Genomic DNA, 23,395 nt, shown 5'->3' with positions numbered 1-23,395 from the left:
CGGGCATCGCCCGAGCGGCGACCAGCGCGGCGAGCGGCTCGTCGCTGGTGTCGACCGCGACCCGGTGCCCGGCGGCTCGCAGGTCCGCGACGAGCCCGCCGTACCAGCTCACCGACGCACCCGGCGGCAGCGAGCCGGCGAGCACGACCCACGCGGGGGCAGTCTCCGCCGCGACGTCGAGCACGATCTGCTCGAGCCGGGCGAGCTCGTCCGCACCTGCGGTCGGTCCGGAGGTGTTGATCTTGGTCGTCGTGCCGTCGGGCTCGCTGATCGTCAGGTTGATCCTCATCGGACCCGCGGGCGGCGCCAGCCGGACAGCGACACCGGCGTGTGCCAGCTCGGCCACGAACGCGTCGTCGGGGTCGGCAGGCAGCACCGCGGTCGTGGCGACGTCGGCTGCGACGCAGGCGCGCGAGATGTTGACGCCCTTCCCGCCGGGCTGGAACAGCACCGCATCGGCTCGGTGCACGTCTCCTCGGCGCAGAGCGACCGGCAGGACGACCGTGCGGTCGATGCTCGGGTTGGGAGTGACGGTGAGGATCACGGAGTCACGACCTCGAGGCCGGCCGCGACCAGCTCCTTGCGCTGGCGGCCCGCGATCCCTGGGTCGGTCACCAGGACGTCGACCGCACTGAGCCCGGCGAACTGGACGGTCGCCTCGACGCCGATCTTCGTGGCGTCGGCGAGGACGACGACCTGCCGACCGGCGGCGACGATCGCGCGCTTGGTGGCGGCCTCGTTCACGTCCGGCGTCGAGAAGCCGTGCTCGAGGGTGATCCCGTTGGCGCCGAGGAACGCCACGTCGACCCGCACCGGTGCCAGCGCGGCGACCGTTTCCGGCCCGACGGCCGCCTGGGTGGTCGGACGCACGATGCCGGGCAGCAGGTGGAGCTCGACCGCCGGGTTCGCCACCAGTCGGGCGGCGACGGGCACGGAGTGGGTGAACACGATCAGTCGGCGGTCCCGCGGGATGCACTCGGCCAGACGGACGGTGGTGCTCCCGGCATCGAGCACGATCGACCCGCCGGCGGGTGGCAGGAGTGCCAGTGCCCTGCGTGCGATCGCATCCTTCTCGTCGACCTGCGCCGTGTCCCGGACGGCCAGGCCGTGCTCGAGGGAGGTGAGCGCGGAGGCAGGGACGGCGCCCCCGTGCACGCGCCGCAGCAGCCCCATGACCTCGAGGGCGGAGAGGTCCCGGCGAACCGTCTCGGTCGTCACGTCGTACTCGGTGGCGAGCTCGGCGACCGACATCCGGCCACGGGCGGCGACGGCACGAGCCATGGCCTGCTGCCGCTCCTCTGCGTACATCCGCTCCACCTTCCATGAATCTTTGTTTGTGTTGTTTTATGCCCGAATCTGTTGTTTGTCAAGGGTTGTTCCGACTATGTTGTGAGCATGGTCACCTCGCTCCACGGCACTCCCGTCGTTCCTGGGCTCGCGTTCGGACCCGCTCTCGTCGCCACGACCGAGGTCGCAGCCGACGCGGTCGCTCAGTACGTCCCACCGACCGATGCCGCCGCCGCGCTCGAGGAGTACGACGCCGCCGCCGCCCGCGTCGCCGACGGCTTCCGGTCCAAGGCGGCCGCGGCCACGGGGGCGACCGCCGAGGTGCTCACCGCCAGTGCGGGCCTCGCCACGGACCGCGGTCTGCGCGGCGCCGTCCGCAAGAACCTGGCCTCAGGGCAGGACCTGCTGACCGCCGTGGACGGAGCCGTCGAGCAGTTCGTCACCGTGTTCACGGGGATGGGCGGGCTGATGGCCGAGCGCGTCACCGACCTGCGCGACATCCGCGCCCGGGTCGTCGCGCGCCTCGTCGGCGAGCCCGAGCCGGGCGTCGGCGTGCCGGACTCCCCCTCCGTGCTCGTGGCCGTCGACCTGGCGCCCGCGGACACGGCGGGGCTCGACCCGCGCCGGGTCGTCGCCCTGGTGACCGAGCGCGGCGGCCCGACCAGCCACACCGCGATCATCGCCCGCCAGCTCGGCATCCCGTGCGTCGTCGGCGTCCTCGGCGCAGTCGCGGCCCTCGGCGGTCACCAGGCGCTCGTCGACGGCCAGGCCGGGACGGTCGAGATCGACCCGGAGGAGGAGAAGGCACGGGCGCTCGTCGCACAGGACGTCACCGAACGAGCGGCCACCGCGTCGTGGTCGGGCCCTGCCGCAACCGCTGACGGACGTCCCGTGAAGCTGCTGGCCAACGTGGCGGACGCGTCCTCGTCCGCAGCAGCAGCCGACGAGCCGGTCGGAGGGATCGGCCTGTTTCGCACCGAGCTGTGCTTCCTCGATCGACAGACCGAGCCGACCGTCGACGAGCAGGCAGCGATCTATGCCGACGTCCTCGCACCGTTCGCGCAGGACGGGGCCTACGTCGTCGTCCGGACCCTCGATGCCGGATCGGACAAGCCGATCGCGTTCGCCACCCATCCCGACGAGGAGAACCCCGCCCTTGGTGTGCGCGGACTTCGACTGTCGTTCGCCGACCCCGGGCTCCTCCACCGCCAGCTCGACGCCGTGGCGATCGCTGCAGAGCGGACCGGCGCGGAGACGTGGGTGATGGCGCCGATGATCGCCACCGTCGCCGAGGCCCGCGACTTCGCCGCGGCAGTGCGCGGCCGCGGCCTCAGGGCGGGGGTGATGATCGAGGTACCCAGTGCGGCCCTGCTGGCCCATCGGGTCCTCGAGGAGGTCGACTTCTTGTCGATCGGCACCAACGACCTGACCCAGTACACGATGGCCGCCGACCGGATGGCGACCGACCTCGCCCACCTCACCGACCCGTGGCAGCCGGCCGTGCTGCACCTGGTCGCGATCACCGCTGCTGCCGGCCAGCGGGCCGGCAAGCCCGTAGGCGTCTGCGGCGAGGCAGCGGCGGACCCGCTGCTGGCCTGCGTGCTGGTCGGCCTCGGGGTCTCCTCGCTGTCGATGGCCGCCGCCGCGGTACGCCCCGTGGGCGCCCGGGTCTCGGGCGTCACCAGCCGGACCTGCGAGGAAATGGCGGACGCGGCGCTCGCGGCGGTGGATCCAGCCACCGCACGCGACGCCGCGCGCGCCGTACTCCTGGGTTGAGCTACTCGCCCTCGGTCTCCGCAGCCCCGTGGCGTTCCATCGCCCGCTGGGACGCGTCCCGGATCTCGAAGAGCTCGGTGGCCAGGCCGCCGATCGCTCCGGCGACGTCCTTGACCGCGCCGGTGATGATCGTGGCGACCTCACCGACCGCGACCGCCGCAGCCTGGGCCCCGGACTGCAGGGCGTCCTTGGAGATCTCGGCCTTGGTCAGGTGGTCGGGACCGTCAGTGGCGTCGGGGTTCATGGGACCAGTCTGACGGTTCGGCGTCACGCGGCCAACGGGGTCTCGGTCACACCGGTCGGCTCCGGGGCCTTCTTCCGGTCCGGCAGGGCGAGACGGAAGATCTTGGCCGCGACGCTGCCGAGCTGCTTGTAGAGCGGGCCGGTGTTGTACTGGAGGCCGTAGCGCTGGCAGATCTCCTGCACCTCCACCGACAGCTCCGGGTAGCGGCGCGCCGGGATGTCCGGGAACAGGTGGTGCTCGATCTGGTGGCTGAGGTTGCCGCTCATCACGTGCATCAGCTTGCTGCCGGTGATGTTCGCCGAGCCCAGGAGCTGGCGGTAGTACCAGCCGCCGCGCGACTCGTTCTCGGTCTCCTCGATCGTGAACGTCGCCACGCCGGCCGGGAAGTGACCGCAGAAGATGATGTTGAACGTCCAGATGTTGCGGACCAGGTTGGCGACGGCGTTGCCGGCCAACGTGCTCAGGAAGAACGGTCCGGTCAGCAGCGGGAAGACGACGTAGTCCTTGAGGACCTGCTTGCCGACCTTCTTCCGGATCCGGCGCAGGATCGGGCCGTTCTCGCCCTTCCAGAGGTGCCGGCGTCCCGCGAGGACCTCGTCGGCCTCCAGGTCGTGGAGCATCACGCCCCACTCGAAGAACGTCATGAGGAGGAACGCGTACACCGGGTTGCCCAGGTAGTACGGGCGCCACTCCTGCTCCTCGTCCATCCGGAGGATGCCGTAGCCCACGTCGCGGTCCTTGCCCACGATGTTGGTGTACGTGTGGTGCATGTAGTTGTGGCCGTACTTCCAGTTCTCGGCCGGGGCCATCGTGTCCCAGTCGAACATCCGGGAGTTGAGGGCCGGGTCGCCCATCCAGTCGTACTGGCCGTGCATCACGTTGTGGCCGATCTCCATGTTGTCGAGGATCTTCGACACGGAGAGCGAGGCGACCGCCACGGGCCACAGCGGCGGGAGGTAGAACATCACGCGACCGGCGACCTCGAAGCCGCGCTGGTACTTCACGACCTTGCGGATGTAGGCCGCGTCCTTCTCGCCGAGGTCGGCGACGACGCGCTGGCGGATGGCGTCCATCTCGTCACCGAACGCGTCGAGCTGCTCGGCGGTGAGGGTGTACTTGGAGCTGAGCACCTGGTCGGTCTTGGTCTTGGCCGGCGGGCGCTCGATGCTGGGCTGGATGACGCTGGTCATGTCAGTTCCTTTCGCGTTCGGGTCACAGTTCGACGGAGCAGTCGCCCTCGGGCGAGCTCACGCAGATGCGGATGTCTTCGTCGGGCAGGGAGGAGGTCTCGCCGGTCAGCACGTTGCGGACGGTCCCCTCCTTCTTGGTGGCGGTGCAGGAGAAGCAGATGCCCATCCGGCAGCCGAACTGCGGGGTGAGCCCCGCGGCCTCGGCCTGCTCGAGGAGCGTGGCGCCGGTGTTGGCGGCCACCACATCGGGAGTGCCGGCGCGAGCGAAGGTCACGTCGCCCTCGGCCGAGCCGTTGCTGACCGCCGGCGGCTTGAAGTACTCGACGTGCAGCTTGTCGGAACCCTCGAACGCCGGTCGGACAGCGTCCACCAGGCCGGCCGGGCCGCACAGCCAGGTGTCGATGTCGCGGTAACCCGGGACGATCCGCTCGAGCTCGAGGGCCGAGAAGTTGCGGCCGCCCTGCTCGGGATACACCAGGTGCACGTCGATCCCGTAGCCCGAGCGACGGATCTCCTCGAGCTCGGCCGCGAAGATCTGGTGCTCGGGGCTCTGCGCGTAGTGCAGGAACGTGATCCGGCCACGGTGGGTCCGACGCTGCAGGGAGCGCAGCATCGACATGGCCGGCGTGATGCCGGAGCCACCGGTGATGAAGACGATGTGGTCCGGCACGTGGTCGGGCAGGACGAACTCGCCCTGCGCCTGCGACAGGTGGACCATCGTGCCGACGGTCGCCCGCTCGACGAGGTAGCGCGAGACGACCCCGTCCGGGTTTGCCCGCATCGTGATCGTGAACCGGTCGCCCGGCTTGGACTCGGGGCTCGAGACGGTGAAGACGCGGGTCGTGCGGCGGGCGCCGTCGACCTCGACGCCCAGCTGGACGTGCTGACCGGCGCGGTGCCCGCGCCAGGTCGAGGTGGGCTGCAGGGTGATGGTGGCCACCGGCGGGTGTCCGGGGACGTCGACCTCACGGGTGATGTCGACGATCCGGGCGCGGACCTCGTTGGCGGCCCACATCGGGTTCACCAGCTCGAGGTAGCGGTCCACACCGTGCGGGGTGGCCAGGGCGGCAGCGAAGCGGGAACGCAGGACCGCGGTGGTCGCGTCGGCGATGATGCTCATCGGTAGTCCTCTTCGGAAGTTTGGGTGTACGTCTGTACACCGACAAGACTGCCCGGTTCGCACGCTCGTGCGCAAGCATCGCGGAACGTGAGCGTGCACACATGTTCACTCACGGTAGTCTTGGGTACATGACCGAGAGCCGCGTCGAGCGCAAGGAACGCACCCGTCGCGCGATCCTTGACGCCGCCCTGGAGCTGTGCGAGGCGCACACCCTGGCCGCCCTCTCCCTCCGCGCGGTCGCGAAGGAGGTCGGCATCGTCCCGACCGCCTTCTACCGGCACTTCGAGTCGATCGACGAGCTCGGGCTCGACCTGGTCGAGGAGTCGTTCGGTTCCCTGCGCGAGCTGTTGCGGGCGGCGCGCACCTTCGACACCCCGCCCGCGAACGACCGGGCGCTGTTCCTCGCGGTCGTCGACAACTCGGTCAACGCCCTGGTCACCCACGTGCCCAAGGCCGATCGCCACTACCGGTTCATCGGCCGCGAGCGGATGGCGGGCCCGGCCCCCGTCCGTGAGGCGATCCGCCACCAGCTCGAGCTGATCGAGCGCGAGCTCGCCACCGACATCGCCCGCGTTCCCGGCGCCGGCCGCTGGTCGGCCGACGACCTGTTGATCCTCGCCAACCTGCTGGTCAACGCGATGCTGTCCCACGCCGAGGAGCTGGCGCTCGCGGGCGACCGCGCCGACGTCGTACGCCGGATCGAGGCGACCGCACGCCGCCAGCTGCACATGGTGCTCATCGGGGCGCTGCAGTGGGACTCGGAGAGGTAGCGCCATGAACGTCCTGATGACGGCCGCCCGCAACGCCTGGGCGGTCTCGCCCCTCGGCGCCGGCATCGAGTCCTACCCCGGGCTCCCCGCCGAGGTCGTGTACGACGAGCCGCACCGCGAGCTGCGCCGCTACTGCCCCGAGGTCCGCGTCCCGCAGGGCCGGCCGGTCCTCCTCGTCCCCCCGCTCGCGGTGTCGACGCGGTGCTACGACCTGCGGCCGGGCCAGAGCCTGGCTGGCCACCTGGTCGAGTCCGGCCGGGCGACCTACGTCATCGACTACGGCGCGATCACCTTCGCCGACCGGGCGATGGGCTTCGAGGACTGGGTCGACGAGATCCTGCCGACGGCGATCATGACCGTGAGCGCACTCGCCGGCGGCCTCCCGGTCGACGTGGTCGGCTGGTCGCTCGGCGGCACCATGAGCCTGCTGACGGCGGCCAGCCACCCTCGGCTCCCGATCGCGTCGCTGACGGCGTTCGGCACCCCGTTCGACTACCGGCTGATCCCCGCGGTCCAGCCGATCCTCGCGATCGACCGCCTGGTCGGCACCACCCGCGCAACGGCGCTGACCGGCGCCCTCGGCGGGGTCCCGCGGCACCTGGTGCGGGCCAGCTATCGCGCGATGGCCCCGCGCCGCGAGCTCACCAAGGGTCTGCACCTGGCCCGCAACCTCCTCGACGTCGAGGCGCTCGCCAGGACGGAGGCGATCGACGACTTCATCGGCTCGATGCCCGGCTACCCGGGGCGGGCCTACCACCAGATCCACTCCCGACTGATGGCGCGCAACGAGCTGGCCACGGGGACGGTCGCCCTGAGCCGCGACCGCGAGGTCCGGCTGGCGGACATCGCGACCCGGGTGCTGCTCATCGGCAGCGCGACCGACAACATCGCCAACGGGCCGGCCGTCGAAGCGGGCACCCAGGTGGTCCCGGGCGCCCGCTACGCCGCCGCCGACGGGCTCAGCCACCTGGGGCTGGTGGCCGGCCCGCGGGCGGAGGAGCTCAGCTGGCCGCTGCTGGAGGACTTCCTCGGCCAGTGAAAGCGGTCAGTGACCGACGGGCGCGCCCTCGGGCGACTCGACCCGCGACGGCAGCATCAGCGCCAGCACGATCACGACGACACCGATCACGGCCCCGACGACGAACGCCCACTGCAGGCCGCCGACGAAGGCCTCCGCCGGGCTCGAGCCACCCGCCGCCAGGTCCTCGCTGCGGTTCTGCAGCACCACGATGAGCAGCGCTGTACCGATGGCACCAGCGACCTGCTGCAGCGTCCCGAGCAGCGAGCTGCCGTGCGAGTACAGGTTCATCGGCAGGTCGCCCAGGCCCATGGTGAAGACCGGCGTGAAGATCGCGGCGAGGCAGGCCATGAGCAGCACGTGGAAGCCGAGGATGAGGGCGTACGGCGTGTCGAGGTCGACCCGGCTGAGCACGCCCAGCGCGACGACCATCCCGATCGATCCGGGGATCACCAGCGGACGGGAGCCGAACCGGTCGTAGAGCTTGCCGACCTGCGGCCCGAGCAGACCCATCGCCAGGCCGCCCGGCATCACGAGCAGGCCGGTCTGGAGCTCGGTCAGGTCACGGATGTTCTGCAGGTAGAGCGGCAGGAGGATCATCGAGCCGAGGAAGGCCATGAACGCGGCCGACATCAACAGCAACGAGACCGTGTAGGTGCGGTGCTTGAGCGTGCGCAGGTCGAGCAGCGGGGCGTCGGAGCGCTGCAGCTTGAGCTGGTAGGCGGCGAAGGCCACGACCAGGACGGCACCGACGACGATGAACGCGGTGACGGTGCCGGTCGAGCCGTTGCCGATCTCGCTGAGGCCGTAGACGAGGGTCGAGAAGCCGCCCGCGGCGAGCACGACGCTGAGCCAGCTCACCGAGCTGACCTGCGCCTCGCCGACGTTCTCGAGCTGACGCAGGCCGAAGACCGCGACCAGCGCGGCGACCGGGAGCACGAACGCGAAGATCAGGCGCCACGAGCCGAGCTCGAGGATGACGCCGGACACGGCCGGGCCGAGCGCCGGTGCGACCGAGATCGCCAGTGTGACCTGGCCCATGACCCGGCCCCGGTCGGACTCCGCGACGACCGTCATCAGCGTCGTCATCAGCAGCGGCATCATCACCGCGGTGCCGCCGGCCTGGACGACCCGCGCGCCGAGGAGCACCTCGAACGACGGGGCCACGGCCGCCAGCGCGGTGCCGACACAGAAGGTCGCCATGGCGACGGTGTACGCCGTGCGGGTGGGGACCCGCTGGAGGAACCAGCCGGTCAGCGGGATGACCGCCGCCATCGTCAGCATGAACACCGTCGACAGCCACTGGGCGCTGCGCTCGTCGATGTCGAAGTCGGCCATCAGTCGCGGGATGGCGTTGATCATGATCGTCTCGTTGAGGATCACCACGAAGGTCGCGGCGACCAGCAGCTTGATGACCAGCGGGGTCCTACCGGTCGGGTCCTCGACGACCTCGTCCTCGAATTCCTGAAGGGGCGCAGTCATGACAGGTCCTGTCTTCGTCGGGGTGCGGTGCCGGCCTGGGTGCCAGGCCGTTCATGGGTTCCACGAACGGCGGTCGGGGATTTCGACACTGCGGCGCGCGATTTTTCATCGCAAGCGGGTGCAACACGTTTCAGGACGTCATGCTTCCCGACACCACCGACAATCTGCGACCGGTTTTCCGACCGGCGCCGCCCAGCTGTGACCGGGGTCTCAGCCGACCGGGCTCAGCGCGTCAGGACGATCTTGCCGAAGACGTCACCCTCGGCCATGGCGGCGAACCCGGCCCGCGCGTCCTCCATCGGCAGCGTGCGGTCGAGCAGCGGCCGGACGCCGGTCGCGTCGAGCATCGTCACCAGCGCGGCCAGCTCGTCGCGGGTGCCCATGGTCGACCCGATGACGCTGAGCTGGAGGAAGAAGATGTTGGTGAGCAGCGGGTCGTCGAGCTTCGGCCCCGAGGTGGTCCCCGAGATCACCAGCTTGCCGCCCGGTCGCAGCGATCGGATCGAGTGCGCCCAGGTGGCCCGGCCGACGGTCTCCATGACGGCGTCGACCTTGGCCGGGAGCCGCTCGCCGGACGCGTAGACCTCGTGCGCGCCGAGCTCGAGGGCCTTGGCGCGCTTGGCCTCGTCACGGCTGGTGGCGAGCACCTTGAGCCCACCGGCCCGGGCAAGCGCGATCAGCGCGGTGGCGACACCGCCGCCTGCCCCCTGCACGAGCACCGTGTCCCCGGCCTTGAGGCCGCCCTGGGTGAAGAGCATCCGGTAGGCCGTGAGCCAGGCGGTCGGCAGGCACGCCGCCTCCTCGAACGACAGCGACGCCGGCTTGGGGACCACGTTGCGCCGCGGGACGGCGACCTTGTCCGCGAACGTGCCCTGGTAACGCTCGGAGAGGAGCGAGCGGCGCGGGTCGAAGGTCTCGTCGCCGGCCCAGGACGGGTCGCTGATGACCGCGTGCACGACGACCTCGTTGCCGTCCTCGTCGTACCCGGCCGCGTCGCAGCCGAGGATCATCGGGAGCGACTCCTCCTTCAGACCGACGCCTCGCAGCGACCAGAGGTCGTGGTGGTTGATCGACGCCGCCTTGACCGTGACCGTCGTCCAGCCGTCGGGGACCTCCGGGTCCGGACGCTCGCCCAGCACCAGGCCGGAGAGCGGGTCGTCGGTGCTGAAGGACTGCGCGTAGACGGCGAACATGCGTCAGACGCTAGCGGTCAGATGCGCGCGACCCCGTCGCGGCGGGCTGCGGCGGACACCGCGGCAGCGACGGCCGGCCCCACCCGTGGGTCGAACGGCGAGGGGATGACCATCTCCTCGCTGAGATCGTCGCCGACCAGGTCGGCCAGCGCCTGCGCGGCGGCTACCTTCATGCCCTCGGTGATGGCCGACGCGTGCACGTCGAACGCACCTCGGAAGATGCCGGGGAAGGCGAGGACGTTGTTGATCTGGTTCGGGAAGTCCGAGCGCCCGGTGGCGACGACCCGGGCATGCCGGTGGGCCACGTCGGGGTGCACCTCCGGGTTCGGGTTGGCCATCGCGAAGATGATCGCGTCGTCGGCCATGGTGGCCACGACCTCCTCGGGGATGGTGCCGCCCGACACCCCGACATAGACGTCGGCGCCGACGAACGCGTCGGCGAGGGTGCCGCTCCGACCGGTGCGGTCGGCGGTCATCTCCGCCAGCGCCTTCTTCGACGGCGTGAGGTCGTGGCGGTCCGAGCTCACCACGCCCTTGCGGTCGGTGACGACGAGGTCCTTGATGCCGGCCTCGAGCAGGATCTTGGCGATCGCGACGCCCGCGGCACCCGCACCGGAGATCACGACGCGGGTCGACTCGGCGTTGCGGCCGGTGAGCTTGAGGGCGTTGACCAGCGCTGCGAGCGTCACCACGGCCGTGCCGTGCTGGTCGTCGTGGAAGACGGGGATGTCGAGACGCTCCTTGAGCCGGTCCTCGATCTCGAAGCAGCGCGGCGCGGAGATGTCCTCGAGGTTGATGCCGCCGAAGCTCGGTGCGAGCCGGACGACGGTCTCGATGATCTCGTCGACGTCGGTCGTCGCCAGGCAGATCGGGACGCCGTCGACGCCGCCGAACTGCTTGAACAGGACGGCCTTGCCCTCCATCACCGGCATCGCCGCGGCCGGTCCGATGTCCCCCAGGCCCAGCACCGCGGTGCCGTCGCTGACGATGGCGACCGTGTTGGGGACCCAGGTGTAGTGGCGGGTCAGGCTCGGGTCGGCGGCGATGGCCTCGCAGACCTCGGCGACGCCGGGCGTGTAGGCGAGCGAGAGCTCGGCCTTGTTGGTCAGACCGACCGTGGCTACGGTCTCCATCTTCCCGCCGACGTGCAGGTCGAAGACCGGCTCACCTGCGCGCGGATGTGAGGAAGGGACGTCAGCGGCCACAAGTCACGATTGTTCCACAGCCCGCACGGTCCCCGGACCGTTGTCCCGCAGACGGGCCCCGGGCCCGTGACCCGCCTCACATCCGCGGGTCAGAGCAGCCGCGGCCACGGCCACACCCGGCCGTGCACCACACCCACGACGTCGGCGTCCGGCACCGCACCGCGGTGTCGCGAGTCCACCCCCTCGGCGGGGTTGTCGGAGAGCAGCCACCAACCCTGGTCGCGCCGCTCCCCGACCCGCTTGACCGCGACCGTCCCGTCGGCGAACCGGGCCACCACGACCCGTCCCTCGGCGGGCGCGCCGCCGTACTGCAGCAGGAGCCGGTCCCCCGGCCGGAGCGCCGGGAGCATCGACGCCCCCCGGACTCGCGCGAGACCCCACCGCGGTCCCACTCCCCGCCCCTCGTCCTCTCTTCCCGCCACGGCGAGTAGTGTCGCAGCCGGTGGGGTACCCCACCCCCGACACACGTGAACCACAAGAGAGGACCCGGCATGTTCTCGCGTCTCTTCGCCCCCACCCTCGAGGTGTCCGCCCACTGCGACCTGCCCTGCGGCGTCTACGACCCCGCGCAGGCCCGCATCGAGGCCGAGTCGGTCAAGGCCGTCATCGCCAAGGCCCTCGACAGTGACGACCCCGACTTCCGTACCCGCGCGATCCTCATCAAGGAGCAGCGCTCGGAGCTCGTCAAGCACCACCTGTGGGTGCTGTGGACCGACTACTTCAAGCCCCCGCACTTCGAGAAGTACCCCCAGCTGCACGTGCTGGTCAACGAGGCCACCAAGCTGGCCGGTGCCACCGGCACCAAGGGCACGCTCGACCTGGCCAAGGCCGACGAGCTGCTCGCCAAGATCGACGAGATCGCAGAGATCTTCTGGGAGACCAAGAAGGGCTGAGCCCTCCTCTCCTGACGCCGCGCTCACCCCCACGGGTGGGCGCGGCGCTGATTTTTACGGGACCAAAGTCCTCATGTGCGGCTCCCGCGTGCCGTTGGGGAGACAGGTCCCGGCGTCGGGTTCTTGAGGGAGATCCCGGAACACGCTCGCGGAACAACCACTGGTGGATCGGCCGTCGGTGGATCGACTACTTGGGGGGAGCACCCACGTGTACCGAGCCGTGTTGAGAACTCTTGTCGGCGCGATCGTCGCGCTCGGGCTGGCCGTCGGCCTGACCGGGCCGCTGGCGACCGCGCAGGCCGCGCCGACCGCACCGACGGCCGCCAGCGCTGCTGCCGCCCCGGACTGCACGGCCGAGCAGGCCGCGCTCGACCAGGCCAAGGCCGACAAGCGCACCACCAAGCAGAAGCTGCGCAAGGCCAAGAAGGCCCTCCGCAAGGCCAAGCGCGCGCTGCGCGCCGCCAAGGCGCAGCACCGCACGGCGAAGGTCACCAAGCTCCAGAAGAAGGTCAAGCGCCTGAAGAAGAAGGTGCGTCGCCTCAAGGCCCAGCTCCGCGCCCGGCGTGCGGCCGTTGCGGCCGCCCAGGCCGACCTGGACGCCTGTCTGGCCAGCGACCCCGACACGACGACCGACAGCCCGATCCAGGAGCTCTGCGACAACGGAGTCCCGCAGGAGGTCTGCGACGCGCTCGGCGAGGAGGCCGGCGGTACGCCGGACGACGTCACCATCGACGAGCTCTGCACCGCGGTGCCCGAGGCCCAGCCGCTCTGCGACGCCTTCGCCGGCGGCACCCCCGACCCCTCCGCGCTGGAGGACGCCCTCACCACGGTCCTCACCGCCCTCGGCCTCGAAGACCTGCTCGGCGGCGACCCGCCGACGGTGCAGACGCTCTGCGACAACGGCATCCCGCAGGAGGTCTGCGACGGCCTCGCCGGCGCCGGCGGTGGCGGCCTGCCCGAGGACATGAGCCTCGACGCCCTCTGCACCGCGGTCCCCGAGGCCCAGCCCCTCTGCGACGCCTTCGCCGGCGGCACCCCCGACCCCACCGACCTGCTCGACGTGGTCACCACGGTCCTCACCGCCCTCGGCCTCGAAGACCTGCTCGGCGGCGACCCGCCGACGGTGCAGACGCTCTGCGACAACGGCATCCCGCAGGAGGTCTGCGACGGCCTCGCCGGCGCCGGCGGTGGCGGCCTGCCCGAGGACATGAGCCTCGACGCCCTCTGCACCGCGGTCCCCGAGGCCCAGCCCCTCTGCGACGCCTTCGCCGGCGGCACCCCCGACCCGTCCACCCTCACGGACGCCGTCACCACGGTGCTGACCGCCCTCGGCCTCCAGGACCTGTTCGGCGGCGGCGACCTGCCCCCGGTGCAGACCCTCTGCGACAACGGCATCCCGCAGGAGGTCTGCGACGGCCTCGCCGGCCTGGCCAGCGGCTCTCCTGCCCCGGAGGACCTCAGCCTGGACGCCTTCTGCACCCAGGTGCCCGAGGCCCAGCCCCTCTGCGATGCCTTCGCCGGCGGCACCCCGAACCCGCTCACGCTGCTGGCGGTCGTCACGGGCGTGCTGACCGACCTCGGGCTGGAGGACCTGCTGGGAGGCGGCCTGCCGTTCCCCCGTCAGGTGGCCTGACCCAGCACGTGTCGACGACAGCGGCCGCGTCCCCCACTGCGGGGGCGCGGCCGCTGTCGTAGGCTCGGGACCGACTCATCCGGTGGGACGAAGCGGCAACGAGGAGTGCGGAATGTCCGAGACGAGCACGGTCGGCAGGATCGACGCCCGGTCCGACGTCGAGCTGCGGCTGCCCGCCGACGGCGCCTACGCCTCGGTGCTGCGCACCCTGACCGCCGGTCTGGCCGCCCGCCTCGACTTCACGATGGACGACATCGAGGACCTGCGGATCGCCGTGAGCGAGGCGACCGCGATGGTGCTGGCCGAAGCCGATGCCGGTGCCGACCTGGTCTGCCGCTTCCACCTGGCCCCCGGCGAGCTGACCCTCAACTGCAGCACCGGGTCCGAGGCTCCGGCGAAGCCCGACTACGACAGCTTCGGGTGGCAGGTCCTCACCACGCTCACCACGTCGGCCGCCATCGAGAACCGCCCCGGGCACTACGCCGTCCAGATCACCCTGCACTCCTCGCTGGACCCGGCCCCCGGAGCCGGGCTCTGAGATGACGGAGGTAGAGACTCCGAGCAGCGGGCGCTCTGCCGCTCTCGAGGCCACCCGACGCGAGAACGCCCGGCTCTTCGTGATCTTCCGCGACGAGGACGCGTCCGCTGCCGAGCGCGACACGGCCCGCGACGCACTGGTGCGCCTGCACCTGCCGCTCGTCGAGCACTGCGCCCGCCGGTTCCGCAACCGCGGCGAGCCCTACGAGGACCTGGTCCAGGTGGGGACGATCGGGCTCATCAAGGCGGTCGACCGGTTCGACACCGAGCGGGGCGTGGAGTTCTCCACCTACGCCACCCCCACGATCATCGGCGAGATCAAGCGCTACTTCCGCGACAAGGGCTGGGCCATCCGCGTGCCGCGCCGGCTCCAGGAGCTGCGGATGCAGATCAGCACGGCGACGGCCGAGCTGACGCAGAGCCTGGGTCGCTCCCCCACGCCGCGCGAGATCGCCGAGCGGATCGGCTGCTCGGTCGAGGAGATCGTCGAGGGGCTCGAGTCGAGCAACGCCTACGCCACCCTGTCGCTCGACGCGAACGACGGCTCCGAGGACGGCGGCGCACCCAGCATGCTCGACACGCTCGGGATCGACGACGCCGCCCTCGAGCAGGTCGAGATCCGGGAGTCGGTCAAGCCGCTGCTCGAGGGCCTGCCGCCCCGGGAGAAGCAGATCCTGCTCCTGCGCTTCTTCAAGAACATGACGCAGTCGCAGATCGCCGCCGAGATCGGCGTCTCCCAGATGCACGTCTCCCGCCTGCTCAGCCGCACGCTCGAACAGCTGCGGGCCTCGCTCGAGGCCGATTCCTGACCCTGGGTCAGGAGTCCTCAGGTGGTCAGGAGTCCTCGGGCTCCTCGCCCTCCAGCGCCCTGATCGAGTCGGGGTGGACCACCCCGGCGAAGGCGATGAGCGCGACCACGGCGACCACGATCGCGGCGCCGACGTGCTCACGGATGTTCCACGCGATGCCGATCCAGATCAGCTGGGTGATGAGGGCAGGTCCTCGCGACCAGGCCGTGCGCCGCCACAGACCCCAGCCGGCCACGAGCAGCAGGACGCCGTAGGCCGCGAAGAAGATCGCGGTCGAGAGCCCCATCGCGCGCCGGTCGGGGTCCAGGTCGGCGATCTCGAGCACCGCGAGGGCGACCATGACCAACCCCTGGACCGCGACGAGGGACGCCGCTACGGTCAACGGCGGCGGTACGGCGACCGGGTTCGGCGTGTCGGACACGGCGCGGAGCCTATCCGCACCAGACTTCGAGCCCGTCGTGACCGGCCGTGGACGTCGCGTTGTGACTTATCAAACCGTCCTCACCCCTTGATTCGCGGGCGTTTCCTTGGAACGCTTGCGGAGCGATCGTGAAACCGTTCACTTTTGCGGTCATTGTCGCGCCCGCAGGCCAAGGGCGCATCCGAGCTTGACCCGGCCTGCAGAGCATTTACGAAAGAGGGATTTTCCACCCATGGATTGGCGTCACCGTTCCGCATGCCTCGACGAGGATCCGGAGCTGTTCTTCCCGATCGGCAACACCGGTCCGGCCATCCTCCAGATCGAGGAGGCCAAGCAGGTGTGCCGACGCTGCGACGTGCGCGAGCAGTGTCTCGCGTGGGCGTTGGAGGCGGGGCAGGACCACGGCGTCTGGGGTGGCCTCAGCGAGGACGAGCGTCGCGCTCTCAAGCGCCGCAACGCCCGGTCCCGCGTGCGGACGCCCGTCTGAGAACCGCCGAGGAGTCAGTCCAGCGGGACCGACACGTCGGCGCGGGTGCCGCCGCTCGGCGACGCCCCGAGCGTGAGATGACCCCCGAGCTCGGCCTCCACGAGCGTCTTGACGATCGACAGGCCGAGGCTGGGCGAGGTGTCGAGCTCGAAGCCCTCCGGTAGGCCCTGGCCGTCGTCGTCGACCGTCAGGTCCAGGTGGCTGCCGCGACGCTGTGCCGTCAGGACGATCTCGCCGACCTCGTCCCCGGCGCCCTCCTCCGGGTAGCCGTGCTCGACCGCGTTCTGGAGCAGCTCGGTCACGACCATCGCCAGCGGCGTCGCCATCTCGGAGACCAGCATTCCGAACCGACCCTCGCGACGGACCCGGACGGGCGCCAGCCCGACGTCGGTCACCAGCCGGGACAGCCGGTCGGCGATCTCGTCGAAGTCGACCGTCTCCTCCACCGCCTGGCTCAGGGTCTCGTGGACGATCGCGATCGAGCCGACCCGGCGGACCGCCTCGTTGAGCGCGGCCGTGGCCTCCTCGCTGTCGATCCGGCGCGCCTGGAGGCGGAGCAGCGCAGCGACGGTCTGGAGGTTGTTCTTCACCCGGTGGTGGATCTCCCGGATGGTGGCGTCCTTGGTGATGAGCTCACGGTCGCGGCGCCGCAGCTCGGTCACGTCGCGCAGCAGGATCAGCCCGCCGATGTGCTCGCCCTCCGGACGCAGCGGGATCGCCCGCACGATGAGCGCGGTGTCGCCGGAGCCGATCTCGGTGTCACGGTGCGCCCGCGCCCCCAGCACCGCGCTGAGCGTCTCCTCGTCGGGTCGCTTGCGCGGCGGCACCAGGTCGCGGGTCAGGTCGGTGAGGAGCTGGCCGGCCAGGTCGCCGATGAGCCCGAGCCGGCGATAGACCGACAGCGCGTTGGGGCTGGCATAGACGACCCGGCCGCCGGCATCGACGCGGAGGAAACCGTCACCGACCCGCGGCGAGTCGGCGTGGTCGCTGCGCTGCCCTGGCGCCGGGAAGTGACCCGAGGCGATCATCTTGGTGAGGTCGCCCGCGGTCTGGAGGTAGTTGATCTCGAGCCTGCTCGGCGTGCGCACGCCGAGCAGGTTGGTGTTGCGCGCGATGACGGCGATCACCCGCTCCTCGCGGCGCACCGGGATCGCCTCGACCCGCACCGGGACCTCGTCGCGCCACTCGGGGTCGCCCTCGCGCGCGATCCGACCCTGGGCCAGGGCGGTGTCGACGAGCGTCCGCCGGCCGACGGGGAGGAAGGTGCCGATGATGTCGTCGAGGTACGCCGTCGGACCCGTCGTCGGTCGCATCTGGCCGCCCGCCCAGTAGCCCGTCCCCTGCCGGTCGGGCAGCCAGAGGACGAGGTCCGCGAACGACAGGTCCGCGATGATCTGCCAGTCGGCGAGGATCCGCTGGAGCCAGGCGATGTCGGCGTCGTCGAGGTCGGTGTGACGCCGGGCGACGGCGGAGAGGGACGGCACGAGGCCCACGGTAGTGGCTCGGACGGGGCGGTCCGAGGGGGTGGTCTGGACCGGTCCGGACCATTTGGCAGGATGTGCGTTATGCCCCCCATTGTCGACTGGCGACACGTGTCCGCAGCCGACTTCAGAGTGCCCGCCGACCGCAGGCTGTCTGACCTCACCGCCGAGCTGACCGAGCTCCTCGGCACCCCCGAGTCCGAGCTGCGTGAGCTCGCTCTCGCCGTCCTGTGCACCTGGATCGAGCGGGGGGTCTTCGACGACCTGCTGCCCGGGCTGGGGGACGGGATGGCGGCCGGCCTCCACACCGGTCTCGGCGAACGAGGCACCGACAGCGTGTTCCGTCGCAGCTTCTCGGCACTCGTGGTCGCCGAGGTGATCGATCGCGACACCCGCCGCCCGCGGGTCAACCGCGCCAAGGTCCACGAGTGGGGTGACCGCCTCGCGACCTGGTTCCTCACCGAGAACGACGAGCGCGGCTGGGTCGCGCCCCACGGTTGGGCGCACGCCATCGCCCACGGCGCCGACGCCCTGGGTGCCCTCGCCCGGTCGCCGCACTGCGGCCCCGGCGAGCTGCTGGTGGTCCTCGACGTGATCGCCGACCGGGTGACGCGGACCTCCGAGGTCGTGTGGCGCTCCGGCGAGGACGACCGGCTGGCGATGGCCGCGATCCACGTGCTCCGGCGCGGACTGGTGCCCGACGAGCTCGTCGACGTCTGGTTGGAGCGGATCGCCCAGGCCTCGCGGCCGCGGCGCGACGGCACGGACCAGGCCGACGTCTATCGCCAGACGGGCAACGCGGCGGCGTTCCTCCGGGCGCTCTACCTCCAGCTCGCCCTCGGCCCGGCCGCTCCCCCGCGCCGCAGCGACCTGGTGCTGCTCCTCGTCGACCACCTGCGCCGGGCGCACCCCGCCTATCTCGGGCCCTCGCACCACCGCGCCTGAGCGGCGGGTGGACGGCGCCGCGGGACGGGGCCACCGGACGGAGCCGGACCGGTTGACCCGCTGGATAGGTTGCCGTCCATGACCGAACTCACCGGCCACGCGGGCCAGCTCGCCGTCGCCGTCGCCCAGGCCCACGGCGTCGAGACGATGTTCACCCTGTCCGGCGCCCACGTCTTCCCGATGTACGACGGCGCGGTCAAGGCCACCGAGGAGGGCCACCCGATGCGGCTGCTCGACGTCCGCCACGAGCAGACCGCGGCGTTCGCGGCCGAGGCGACCGGCAAGCTGACCCGGGTCCCCGGCCTCGCGGTGCTGACGGCCGGGCCGGGCGTCACCAACGGCGTCAGCGCGATGGCGCAGGCGCAGTTCGCCGGCTCGCCGATGGTCGTCGTCGGCGGTCGCGCGCCCAACAACCGGTGGGGCACCGGCGCGCTCCAGGAGATCGACCACCTGCCGATCGTGAGCCCGGTGACCAAGCACGCCGCCACCCTGATGACGGCCGACGACGTCGCTGCCGGCTTCGACCACGCGTTCACGACCGCCCGCTCCTCGCACCGCGGGCCCACCTACGTCGACGTCCCGATGGACGAGTTCTTCAACGTCGGGAGCGGGACGGTGCCGACGATCGGCGCCGACGCCGGGCGCGGAGCCGCTCCCGACACCGATGCCCTCGACCGGATCGCCGGCCTGGTCGCGGCCGCCCAGCGGCCGCTGCTCATCATCGGCACGGATGTGTGGGCCGACGGCGCGGAGGAGGCGGCGCTGCGGTTCGTCGAGGCCGTCGGCGTCCCGACCATCACCAACGGGATGGGGCGCGGCGTCGTCCCCGGCGGCCACCCGCTGCTCGTGACCAAGGCCCGCGGTGCCGCGATCGGCGGCGCCGACCTGGTCGTGGTGGTCGGCACCCCGCTCGACTTCCGTCTCGGCTACGGCATCTTCGGCGGCAAGGACGGGACCGAGCCGGCCCGCGTCGTCCACGTCGCCGACGCGGCGTCCGGGGTGTCGCCCCACGCCGCGCTGGCGGCCTCGGTCAGCGGCGACCTCACCGCTGTCTTCGACGGCCTGCTCTCCGCCCTCGAGCGCGGCTCACGGCCCGACTGGGGCACCTGGGTCGCGGGGCTCCAGGACACCGTCCGCGCGGCTGCTGCACGCGACCACGAGCTGCTCAGCGCCGAGGCCGACCCGGTGCACCCCGCCCGGATCTACGGCGAGCTGGTCCCCCGGCTCGCCGACGACGCGGTCGTCATCGGCGACGGCGGCGACTTCGTGTCCTTCGCCGGCAAGTTCGTCGAGCCGAAGCGCCCCGGTTGCTGGCTGGACCCCGGTCCCTACGGGTGCCTCGGCGCCGGTCTCGGCGCCGCGGTCGCGGCCCGCGTCGCGCGACCCTCGTCCCAGGTGGTGCTGCTGCTCGGCGACGGCGCGGCCGGCTTCTCGCTCATGGACGTCGACACCTTGGTCCGGCACGACCTCCCGGTCGTCATGGTGATGGGCAACAACTCCGCCTGGGGCCTGGAGAAGGGACCGATGCAGATGCTCTACGGCTACGACGTGGCGGCCGACCTGGCGCCACGCACCGCCTACGACGAGGTGGTGAAGTCGCTCGGCGGCGCCGGCGAGACGGTCACCGACCCGCGCCAGATCGGGCCGGCCATCGACCGTGCCTTCGCCGCGAACGCGCCGTACCTGGTCAACGTGATCACCGACGTCGACGCGGCCTACCCGCGCAGCACCTTCGGCATCTGAGGCCTCACGATGACCCAGGTGCCCTCGGCGGAAGCCTCGCTCCCGTTCATCGGCACCGACGCCGACACGGCTGTGGCGGTCGGCTCCGGCAGCCTGCCGGTGCTCGGGACGCCGCGGCTGCTCGCGTGGTTCGAGGCCGCGACCTGCGCGGCTCTCGAGCCGACCCTCGCCGACGGCGAGACCAGCGTCGGCACCCGTGTCCAGGTGGAGCACCTGGCCGCCAGCCCGGTCGGGCAGCAGGTCGAGGTGACCGCCCGGCTCGCCTACGTCGACGGGAGGCTGCGGCGCTTCTCGGTGGCCGCCCGCACCGCCGGGCCCGACGGACCGGGCGCGCTGCTCGGCAGCGGCGAGGTGACCCGGGTCGTGGTCGACGCCGACCGCTTCCTGGCCCGGATTTCCGGCTGACCTCGTCGTTTGAGAGACTGGGCCTCTGTACCGACTTCAGGAGGAACCATGGGCAAGACCGGCCGCAAGCGCCGCGCTCGCCGCAAGAAGGGCGCGAACCACGGCAAGCGCCCCAACTGCTGAGTGCATCAGAAGACTGAGCCCCCGGACCGTCACGGTCACGGGGGCTTCGTTGTTCTCAAGCCGAATCCGGACCTACCTGCGCCGAATCCGGACCTACCTGCGCCGAATCCGGACCTACCTGGGTCGGAAGCCAAGGCGCGACCTGCGGTCCGCCGAACGTCCACACGACCGGTGGCGCGAGGGTCTGTCCACATCCGGCACGACGTCCACGCGACGCGTCGGGCGCGCCGCCGCAGAGTTCCACGATGGACAAGAATCCTCCTTCACAACCGTTCACCGGCTCAGACCTGCCCGACCTGGGTCTCACCCATACCGACGTCGACCGCTGGGTGATCGCCGGCAAGGTGCGGCGGGTGTTTCGCGGGGGCTACGTGCCGACCGGCATCGACGATTCCGTCGAGGCGCGGGCTGCCCTGGCCTGTCGCCTCTTGGGGCCTGGACACGTCGTGAGCGGTCGTACGGCGGCATGGCTCCACGGGATCGACGCCTACGCATGGTCGGAGGACGACGAGCCGCCGGCCATCGACGCATGTGTCGTGTCCGGAGGCTTTCCGACCCAACGACCGGGTACGACGGGTCACACCCGAGATCTCGATCCAAGCGACATCGCGGAGGTCGGAGGGATCCGAGTCACCACCCCGCTACGGACCGCCATGGACCTGGGCTGCACGCTGCGACCGCGCGAAGCACTCGCCGTCCTTGATGCCTTCGCGAGGCTGCACGACGTGACCGTCGAGCGGCTGACGGTCGAGCTCCCGCGATTCCGTGGGAGGAGAGGAGTCGTCCAGCTTCGCGAGCTCATCCCCCTGGTCGACCCGCGAGTGGAGTCACCCAGGGAGTCGTGGGTCCGCTACGAGATCCATGCCGCGGGCCTCCCAGCTCCCGAACCCCAGTTCTGGGTCACGGTCGACGGAGTGCCGACCTATCGGCTCGACTTCGCCTATCCCCGACGCCGGATCGCGGTGGAGTACGACGGGTACGACGCCCACGAGAGGACGGACGCGCAGCGTGAGCACGACCGACGCCGTCGTGACTGGCTCCGGGCTCAGGGGTGGGCACTGATCGTGATCCGCAGAGGAGACTTCACCGGGGCCGACCTCGACCGATGGGTTCGTGAGCTGACCGAAGCGCTCGCCACGTCGTCGTACAGCCCGGTGCGCAAGCTCGAGCGCGGTGCCGGCCGCGGGTGATCCCAGGAAAGTCCGAGCTCGAGCCAGGAAGGTCCGGATTCGGCCTAGCTCTCGGTGATCGTCACCTGGATCTGCTGGATCTGGATCCGGACCCGGTCGCGCAGCTCGGACGGGGCGACCTCGGAGCAGGAGCGGGCGACGAGCGCCTTCACCGTCCGCTGGAGGTCGTAGCGCTCGAGGCACGGGCTGCAGGTGTCGATGTGGGCGCGGACGACCGCACAGTCACCCTCGGCCAGCTCGTTGTCGATGAGCCGCACGATCCGCTCGAGGAAGTCGGCACACTCCTCGTTCGTGGGCTCGTTGTCGTGGGTGTGCGCCATCATCGGCCTCCCTTGACCGGTGCGTCGCCGCCCGAGCGGACGTAGTCGGAGAGCATGTCGCGCAGCTGCCGGCGGCCGCGGTGGAGCCGGGACATGACCGTCCCGATCGGCGTGTCCATGATCTCGGCGATCTCCTTGTAGGCGAAGCCCTCGACGTCGGCGAGATAGACGGCCAGCCGGAACTCCTCGGGCAGCCGCTGCAGCGCCTCCTTCACCTGCCCGTCGGGGAGGTGCTCGAGTGCTTCCATCTCGGCGGACTTCAGGCCGCTCGACGTGTGCGACTCCGCACGGGCGAGCTGCCAGTCCTCGACGTCCTCCGACATGGACTGCTGCGGTTCGCGCTGCTTCTTCCGGTAGGAGTTGATGAAGGTGTTGGTCAGGATCCGGTACAGCCAGGCCTTCAGGTTGGTGCCGGGCTTGAACTGGTGGAACGCCGAGTACGCCTTGGCGAACGTCTCCTGGACGAGGTCCTCGGCGTCGGCGGGGTTGCGGGTCATGCGCATCGCCGCGGAGTAGAGCTGGTCCAGGAACGGAAGGGCGTCGCGCTCGAAGCGCGCGGCCCGCTCTTCCTGGGACTCGCTCGCGACATCAATGTCAGAGGTCTCGGTCATCGCCGCCCAGACTACGGGGGTCACCGTGCTGCTCGCTGCGCGAGGGCGTTCCAGGACCGCGTTCATGCAGGGTGCAACGGGTCAGACCGACGCTCCATTCCCGACGATCTCGCGGACCACCCACTCCAGGGTCGCCTCGACCACGATGTCCATCGCCTCGTCCTGGGTGATCGGCGAGCGTCTCGGTACGGCGAAGCCGTGGTCGCCGTCGGGGACCACGGCCAGGTCGGTGCGTCCCGGCAGCGGGTCAGGAAACTCCTCCGGCCTGCCGAACGGGTCGTTGCCGCCCTGGACGACCAGGGTCGGCACCCCGGCGTCCGCGAGCTCGGACAGTCGCGAGCTCTCCGGCTTGCCGGGGGGGTGGAGCGGGAACGAGAGGGCGAGGCAGCCGGCGGCACCGAGCTCGACGGCGGACCGGCAGGCCGAGCGGGCGCCGGCCGAACGGCCTCCGACGATGATCGGCGTACGCACGCGCACCGCGGCGACCGCCGCCTTGAGACCGACGTCGAGCG

The 23,395-nt window shown here is 71.2% G+C and carries 27 protein-coding genes; 13 read left to right on the top strand and 14 right to left on the bottom strand.

What is annotated here, in order from left to right:
* Both H0487_RS12110 and H0487_RS12105 read right to left on the bottom strand, forming a co-directional pair.
* On the bottom strand, positions 1-544 hold a 544-nt coding region (locus tag H0487_RS12110), incomplete at its 3' end, for a 1-phosphofructokinase family hexose kinase (RefSeq protein WP_246383435.1).
* Positions 541-1,308 (bottom strand): DeoR/GlpR family DNA-binding transcription regulator, encoded by a 768-nt coding sequence (locus tag H0487_RS12105; protein ID WP_183094491.1) that lies wholly within the window; start codon positions 1,306-1,308, stop codon positions 541-543. The genes H0487_RS12110 and H0487_RS12105, both read right to left, overlap by 4 nt.
* An 87-nt stretch (positions 1,309-1,395) precedes the next feature.
* On the opposite strand from H0487_RS12105, the gene ptsP reads away from it, so the two are divergent.
* A complete protein-coding gene (gene ptsP, locus H0487_RS12100; protein WP_183094490.1) occupies positions 1,396-3,063 on the top strand; it encodes a phosphoenolpyruvate--protein phosphotransferase in 1,668 nt (555 codons plus the stop codon).
* A gap of 1 nt (position 3,064) precedes the next feature.
* Here ptsP and H0487_RS12095 read toward each other — a convergent pair whose 3' ends face one another.
* The 3 genes from H0487_RS12095 to H0487_RS12085 are packed head-to-tail and all read right to left on the bottom strand — an operon-like array spanning position 3,065 to position 5,617.
* Entirely contained in the window at positions 3,065-3,307 is a 243-nt protein-coding gene (locus tag H0487_RS12095; RefSeq protein WP_183094489.1) for a hypothetical protein, read from the bottom strand.
* Between the two features lie 23 nt (positions 3,308-3,330).
* Complete coding sequence (locus H0487_RS12090) at positions 3,331-4,497, bottom strand: fatty acid desaturase family protein (RefSeq protein ID WP_183094488.1); 1,167 nt, start codon at positions 4,495-4,497, stop codon at positions 3,331-3,333.
* Positions 4,498-4,519: 22 nt separating this feature from the next.
* Positions 4,520-5,617, bottom strand: coding sequence for a ferredoxin reductase (locus H0487_RS12085; protein ID WP_183094487.1), 1,098 nt, complete (start codon positions 5,615-5,617; stop codon positions 4,520-4,522).
* A 128-nt stretch (positions 5,618-5,745) separates the two neighbouring features.
* Here H0487_RS12085 and H0487_RS12080 point away from each other — a divergent pair, with 128 nt between their 5' ends.
* A complete protein-coding gene (locus H0487_RS12080; protein WP_183094486.1) occupies positions 5,746-6,387 on the top strand; it encodes a TetR family transcriptional regulator in 642 nt (213 codons plus the stop codon).
* Positions 6,388-6,391: 4 nt separating this feature from the next.
* The gene (locus H0487_RS12075) at positions 6,392-7,426 is read left to right on the top strand and encodes a polyhydroxyalkanoate synthase family protein (RefSeq protein ID WP_183094485.1); all 1,035 of its coding nucleotides are present in this window, start codon (positions 6,392-6,394) and stop codon (positions 7,424-7,426) included.
* Positions 7,427-7,432: 6 nt separating this feature from the next.
* On the opposite strand, the gene H0487_RS12070 is transcribed toward H0487_RS12075, so the two are convergent.
* From H0487_RS12070 to H0487_RS24300, 4 genes are all read right to left on the bottom strand, one after another.
* On the bottom strand, positions 7,433-8,887 hold the full coding sequence (locus H0487_RS12070) for an MDR family MFS transporter (protein WP_183094484.1): 1,455 nt from the start codon (positions 8,885-8,887) through the stop codon (positions 7,433-7,435).
* Positions 8,888-9,111: 224 nt separating this feature from the next.
* On the bottom strand, positions 9,112-10,080 hold the full coding sequence (locus H0487_RS12065) for a zinc-binding dehydrogenase (RefSeq protein ID WP_183094483.1): 969 nt from the start codon (positions 10,078-10,080) through the stop codon (positions 9,112-9,114).
* A gap of 17 nt (positions 10,081-10,097) precedes the next feature.
* Complete coding sequence (locus tag H0487_RS12060; protein ID WP_183094482.1) at positions 10,098-11,213, bottom strand: NAD(P)-dependent malic enzyme; 1,116 nt, start codon at positions 11,211-11,213, stop codon at positions 10,098-10,100.
* A 161-nt stretch (positions 11,214-11,374) separates the two neighbouring features.
* Positions 11,375-11,677, bottom strand: coding sequence for a S24 family peptidase (locus H0487_RS24300; RefSeq protein WP_312855918.1), 303 nt, complete (start codon positions 11,675-11,677; stop codon positions 11,375-11,377).
* Positions 11,678-11,776: 99 nt separating this feature from the next.
* On the opposite strand from H0487_RS24300, the gene sodN reads away from it, so the two are divergent.
* The 4 genes from sodN to H0487_RS12035 all read left to right on the top strand — a co-directional run bounded on the left by sodN (position 11,777) and on the right by H0487_RS12035 (position 15,157).
* Complete coding sequence (gene sodN, locus H0487_RS12050) at positions 11,777-12,178, top strand: superoxide dismutase, Ni (protein WP_183094480.1); 402 nt, start codon at positions 11,777-11,779, stop codon at positions 12,176-12,178.
* A gap of 223 nt (positions 12,179-12,401) precedes the next feature.
* A complete protein-coding gene (locus H0487_RS12045; protein WP_183094479.1) occupies positions 12,402-13,811 on the top strand; it encodes a hypothetical protein in 1,410 nt (469 codons plus the stop codon).
* A 112-nt stretch (positions 13,812-13,923) separates the two neighbouring features.
* On the top strand, positions 13,924-14,349 hold the full coding sequence (locus H0487_RS12040) for an ATP-binding protein (RefSeq protein ID WP_183094478.1): 426 nt from the start codon (positions 13,924-13,926) through the stop codon (positions 14,347-14,349).
* Position 14,350: 1 nt separating this feature from the next.
* On the top strand, positions 14,351-15,157 hold the full coding sequence (locus tag H0487_RS12035; protein WP_183094477.1) for an RNA polymerase sigma factor SigF: 807 nt from the start codon (positions 14,351-14,353) through the stop codon (positions 15,155-15,157).
* Between the two features lie 25 nt (positions 15,158-15,182).
* Here the strand turns inward: H0487_RS12035 and H0487_RS12030 are convergent, their stop codons facing one another.
* Positions 15,183-15,578, bottom strand: coding sequence for a hypothetical protein (locus H0487_RS12030; RefSeq protein ID WP_183094476.1), 396 nt, complete (start codon positions 15,576-15,578; stop codon positions 15,183-15,185).
* Between the two features lie 232 nt (positions 15,579-15,810).
* Here H0487_RS12030 and H0487_RS12025 point away from each other — a divergent pair, with 232 nt between their 5' ends.
* A complete protein-coding gene (locus H0487_RS12025; protein WP_183094475.1) occupies positions 15,811-16,065 on the top strand; it encodes a WhiB family transcriptional regulator in 255 nt (84 codons plus the stop codon).
* 14 nt (positions 16,066-16,079) lie between these two features.
* Here H0487_RS12025 and H0487_RS12020 read toward each other — a convergent pair whose 3' ends face one another.
* Positions 16,080-17,549, bottom strand: coding sequence for a sensor histidine kinase (locus H0487_RS12020; protein ID WP_183094474.1), 1,470 nt, complete (start codon positions 17,547-17,549; stop codon positions 16,080-16,082).
* 81 nt (positions 17,550-17,630) lie between these two features.
* Here H0487_RS12020 and H0487_RS12015 point away from each other — a divergent pair, with 81 nt between their 5' ends.
* The 5 genes from H0487_RS12015 to H0487_RS12000 all read left to right on the top strand — a co-directional run bounded on the left by H0487_RS12015 (position 17,631) and on the right by H0487_RS12000 (position 21,952).
* Positions 17,631-18,491 carry a DUF2785 domain-containing protein gene (locus tag H0487_RS12015; RefSeq protein WP_183094473.1) on the top strand — a complete coding sequence of 287 codons (861 nt, stop codon included), beginning with the start codon at positions 17,631-17,633 and terminating at the stop codon, positions 18,489-18,491.
* A 78-nt stretch (positions 18,492-18,569) separates the two neighbouring features.
* Positions 18,570-20,234: an acetolactate synthase gene (locus H0487_RS12010; RefSeq protein ID WP_183094472.1), complete on the top strand. Its 1,665-nt coding sequence runs from the start codon at positions 18,570-18,572 to the stop codon at positions 20,232-20,234.
* A gap of 9 nt (positions 20,235-20,243) precedes the next feature.
* A complete protein-coding gene (locus H0487_RS12005) occupies positions 20,244-20,639 on the top strand; it encodes a thioesterase family protein (protein ID WP_183094471.1) in 396 nt (131 codons plus the stop codon).
* Between the two features lie 48 nt (positions 20,640-20,687).
* Positions 20,688-20,762 (top strand): 50S ribosomal protein bL37, encoded by a 75-nt coding sequence (locus H0487_RS24465; RefSeq protein WP_376766679.1) that lies wholly within the window; start codon positions 20,688-20,690, stop codon positions 20,760-20,762.
* 245 nt (positions 20,763-21,007) lie between these two features.
* Positions 21,008-21,952: a type IV toxin-antitoxin system AbiEi family antitoxin gene (locus tag H0487_RS12000; protein ID WP_183094470.1), complete on the top strand. Its 945-nt coding sequence runs from the start codon at positions 21,008-21,010 to the stop codon at positions 21,950-21,952.
* Positions 21,953-21,996: 44 nt separating this feature from the next.
* On the opposite strand, the gene rsrA is transcribed toward H0487_RS12000, so the two are convergent.
* The 3 genes from rsrA to H0487_RS22905 form a co-directional block, all read right to left on the bottom strand.
* The gene (gene rsrA, locus H0487_RS11995; protein WP_246383434.1) at positions 21,997-22,275 is read right to left on the bottom strand and encodes a mycothiol system anti-sigma-R factor; all 279 of its coding nucleotides are present in this window, start codon (positions 22,273-22,275) and stop codon (positions 21,997-21,999) included.
* Complete coding sequence (locus tag H0487_RS11990; RefSeq protein ID WP_183094468.1) at positions 22,272-22,883, bottom strand: sigma-70 family RNA polymerase sigma factor; 612 nt, start codon at positions 22,881-22,883, stop codon at positions 22,272-22,274. The genes rsrA and H0487_RS11990 overlap by 4 nt, the downstream gene beginning before the upstream one ends.
* Before the next feature lie 81 nt (positions 22,884-22,964).
* A complete protein-coding gene (locus tag H0487_RS22905; protein ID WP_220793344.1) occupies positions 22,965-23,360 on the bottom strand; it encodes an alpha/beta hydrolase family protein in 396 nt (131 codons plus the stop codon).
* Positions 23,361-23,395: the final 35 nt, after the last annotated feature.

The organism is Nocardioides stalactiti (assembly GCF_014180715.1).
Classification (GTDB): domain Bacteria; phylum Actinomycetota; class Actinomycetes; order Propionibacteriales; family Nocardioidaceae; genus Nocardioides; species Nocardioides stalactiti.
Note: the sequence above shows the minus strand (reverse complement) of the source record. Positions and strands in the feature narration are given on the sequence as shown.

Excerpts from the sequence above, each read along its gene's own strand:
- H0487_RS12105 (WP_183094491.1), bottom strand. The coding sequence starts at position 1,308 with ATGTACGCAGAGGAGCGGCAGCAGGCCATGGCTCGTGCCGTCGCCGCC.
- ptsP (WP_183094490.1), top strand. The coding sequence starts at position 1,396 with ATGGTCACCTCGCTCCACGGCACTCCCGTCGTTCCTGGGCTCGCGTTC.
- H0487_RS12095 (WP_183094489.1), bottom strand. The coding sequence starts at position 3,307 with ATGAACCCCGACGCCACTGACGGTCCCGACCACCTGACCAAGGCCGAG.
- H0487_RS12090 (WP_183094488.1), bottom strand. The coding sequence starts at position 4,497 with ATGACCAGCGTCATCCAGCCCAGCATCGAGCGCCCGCCGGCCAAGACC.
- H0487_RS12085 (WP_183094487.1), bottom strand. The coding sequence starts at position 5,617 with ATGAGCATCATCGCCGACGCGACCACCGCGGTCCTGCGTTCCCGCTTC.
- H0487_RS12080 (WP_183094486.1), top strand. The coding sequence starts at position 5,746 with ATGACCGAGAGCCGCGTCGAGCGCAAGGAACGCACCCGTCGCGCGATC.
- H0487_RS12075 (WP_183094485.1), top strand. The coding sequence starts at position 6,392 with ATGAACGTCCTGATGACGGCCGCCCGCAACGCCTGGGCGGTCTCGCCC.
- H0487_RS12070 (WP_183094484.1), bottom strand. The coding sequence starts at position 8,887 with ATGACTGCGCCCCTTCAGGAATTCGAGGACGAGGTCGTCGAGGACCCG.
- H0487_RS12065 (WP_183094483.1), bottom strand. The coding sequence starts at position 10,080 with ATGTTCGCCGTCTACGCGCAGTCCTTCAGCACCGACGACCCGCTCTCC.
- H0487_RS12060 (WP_183094482.1), bottom strand. The coding sequence starts at position 11,213 with ATGGAGACCGTAGCCACGGTCGGTCTGACCAACAAGGCCGAGCTCTCG.
- sodN (WP_183094480.1), top strand. The coding sequence starts at position 11,777 with ATGTTCTCGCGTCTCTTCGCCCCCACCCTCGAGGTGTCCGCCCACTGC.
- H0487_RS12040 (WP_183094478.1), top strand. The coding sequence starts at position 13,924 with ATGTCCGAGACGAGCACGGTCGGCAGGATCGACGCCCGGTCCGACGTC.
- H0487_RS12035 (WP_183094477.1), top strand. The coding sequence starts at position 14,351 with ATGACGGAGGTAGAGACTCCGAGCAGCGGGCGCTCTGCCGCTCTCGAG.
- H0487_RS12025 (WP_183094475.1), top strand. The coding sequence starts at position 15,811 with ATGGATTGGCGTCACCGTTCCGCATGCCTCGACGAGGATCCGGAGCTG.
- H0487_RS12015 (WP_183094473.1), top strand. The coding sequence starts at position 17,631 with ATGCCCCCCATTGTCGACTGGCGACACGTGTCCGCAGCCGACTTCAGA.
- H0487_RS12010 (WP_183094472.1), top strand. The coding sequence starts at position 18,570 with ATGACCGAACTCACCGGCCACGCGGGCCAGCTCGCCGTCGCCGTCGCC.
- H0487_RS12005 (WP_183094471.1), top strand. The coding sequence starts at position 20,244 with ATGACCCAGGTGCCCTCGGCGGAAGCCTCGCTCCCGTTCATCGGCACC.
- H0487_RS12000 (WP_183094470.1), top strand. The coding sequence starts at position 21,008 with ATGGACAAGAATCCTCCTTCACAACCGTTCACCGGCTCAGACCTGCCC.
- rsrA (WP_246383434.1), bottom strand. The coding sequence starts at position 22,275 with ATGATGGCGCACACCCACGACAACGAGCCCACGAACGAGGAGTGTGCC.
- H0487_RS11990 (WP_183094468.1), bottom strand. The coding sequence starts at position 22,883 with ATGACCGAGACCTCTGACATTGATGTCGCGAGCGAGTCCCAGGAAGAG.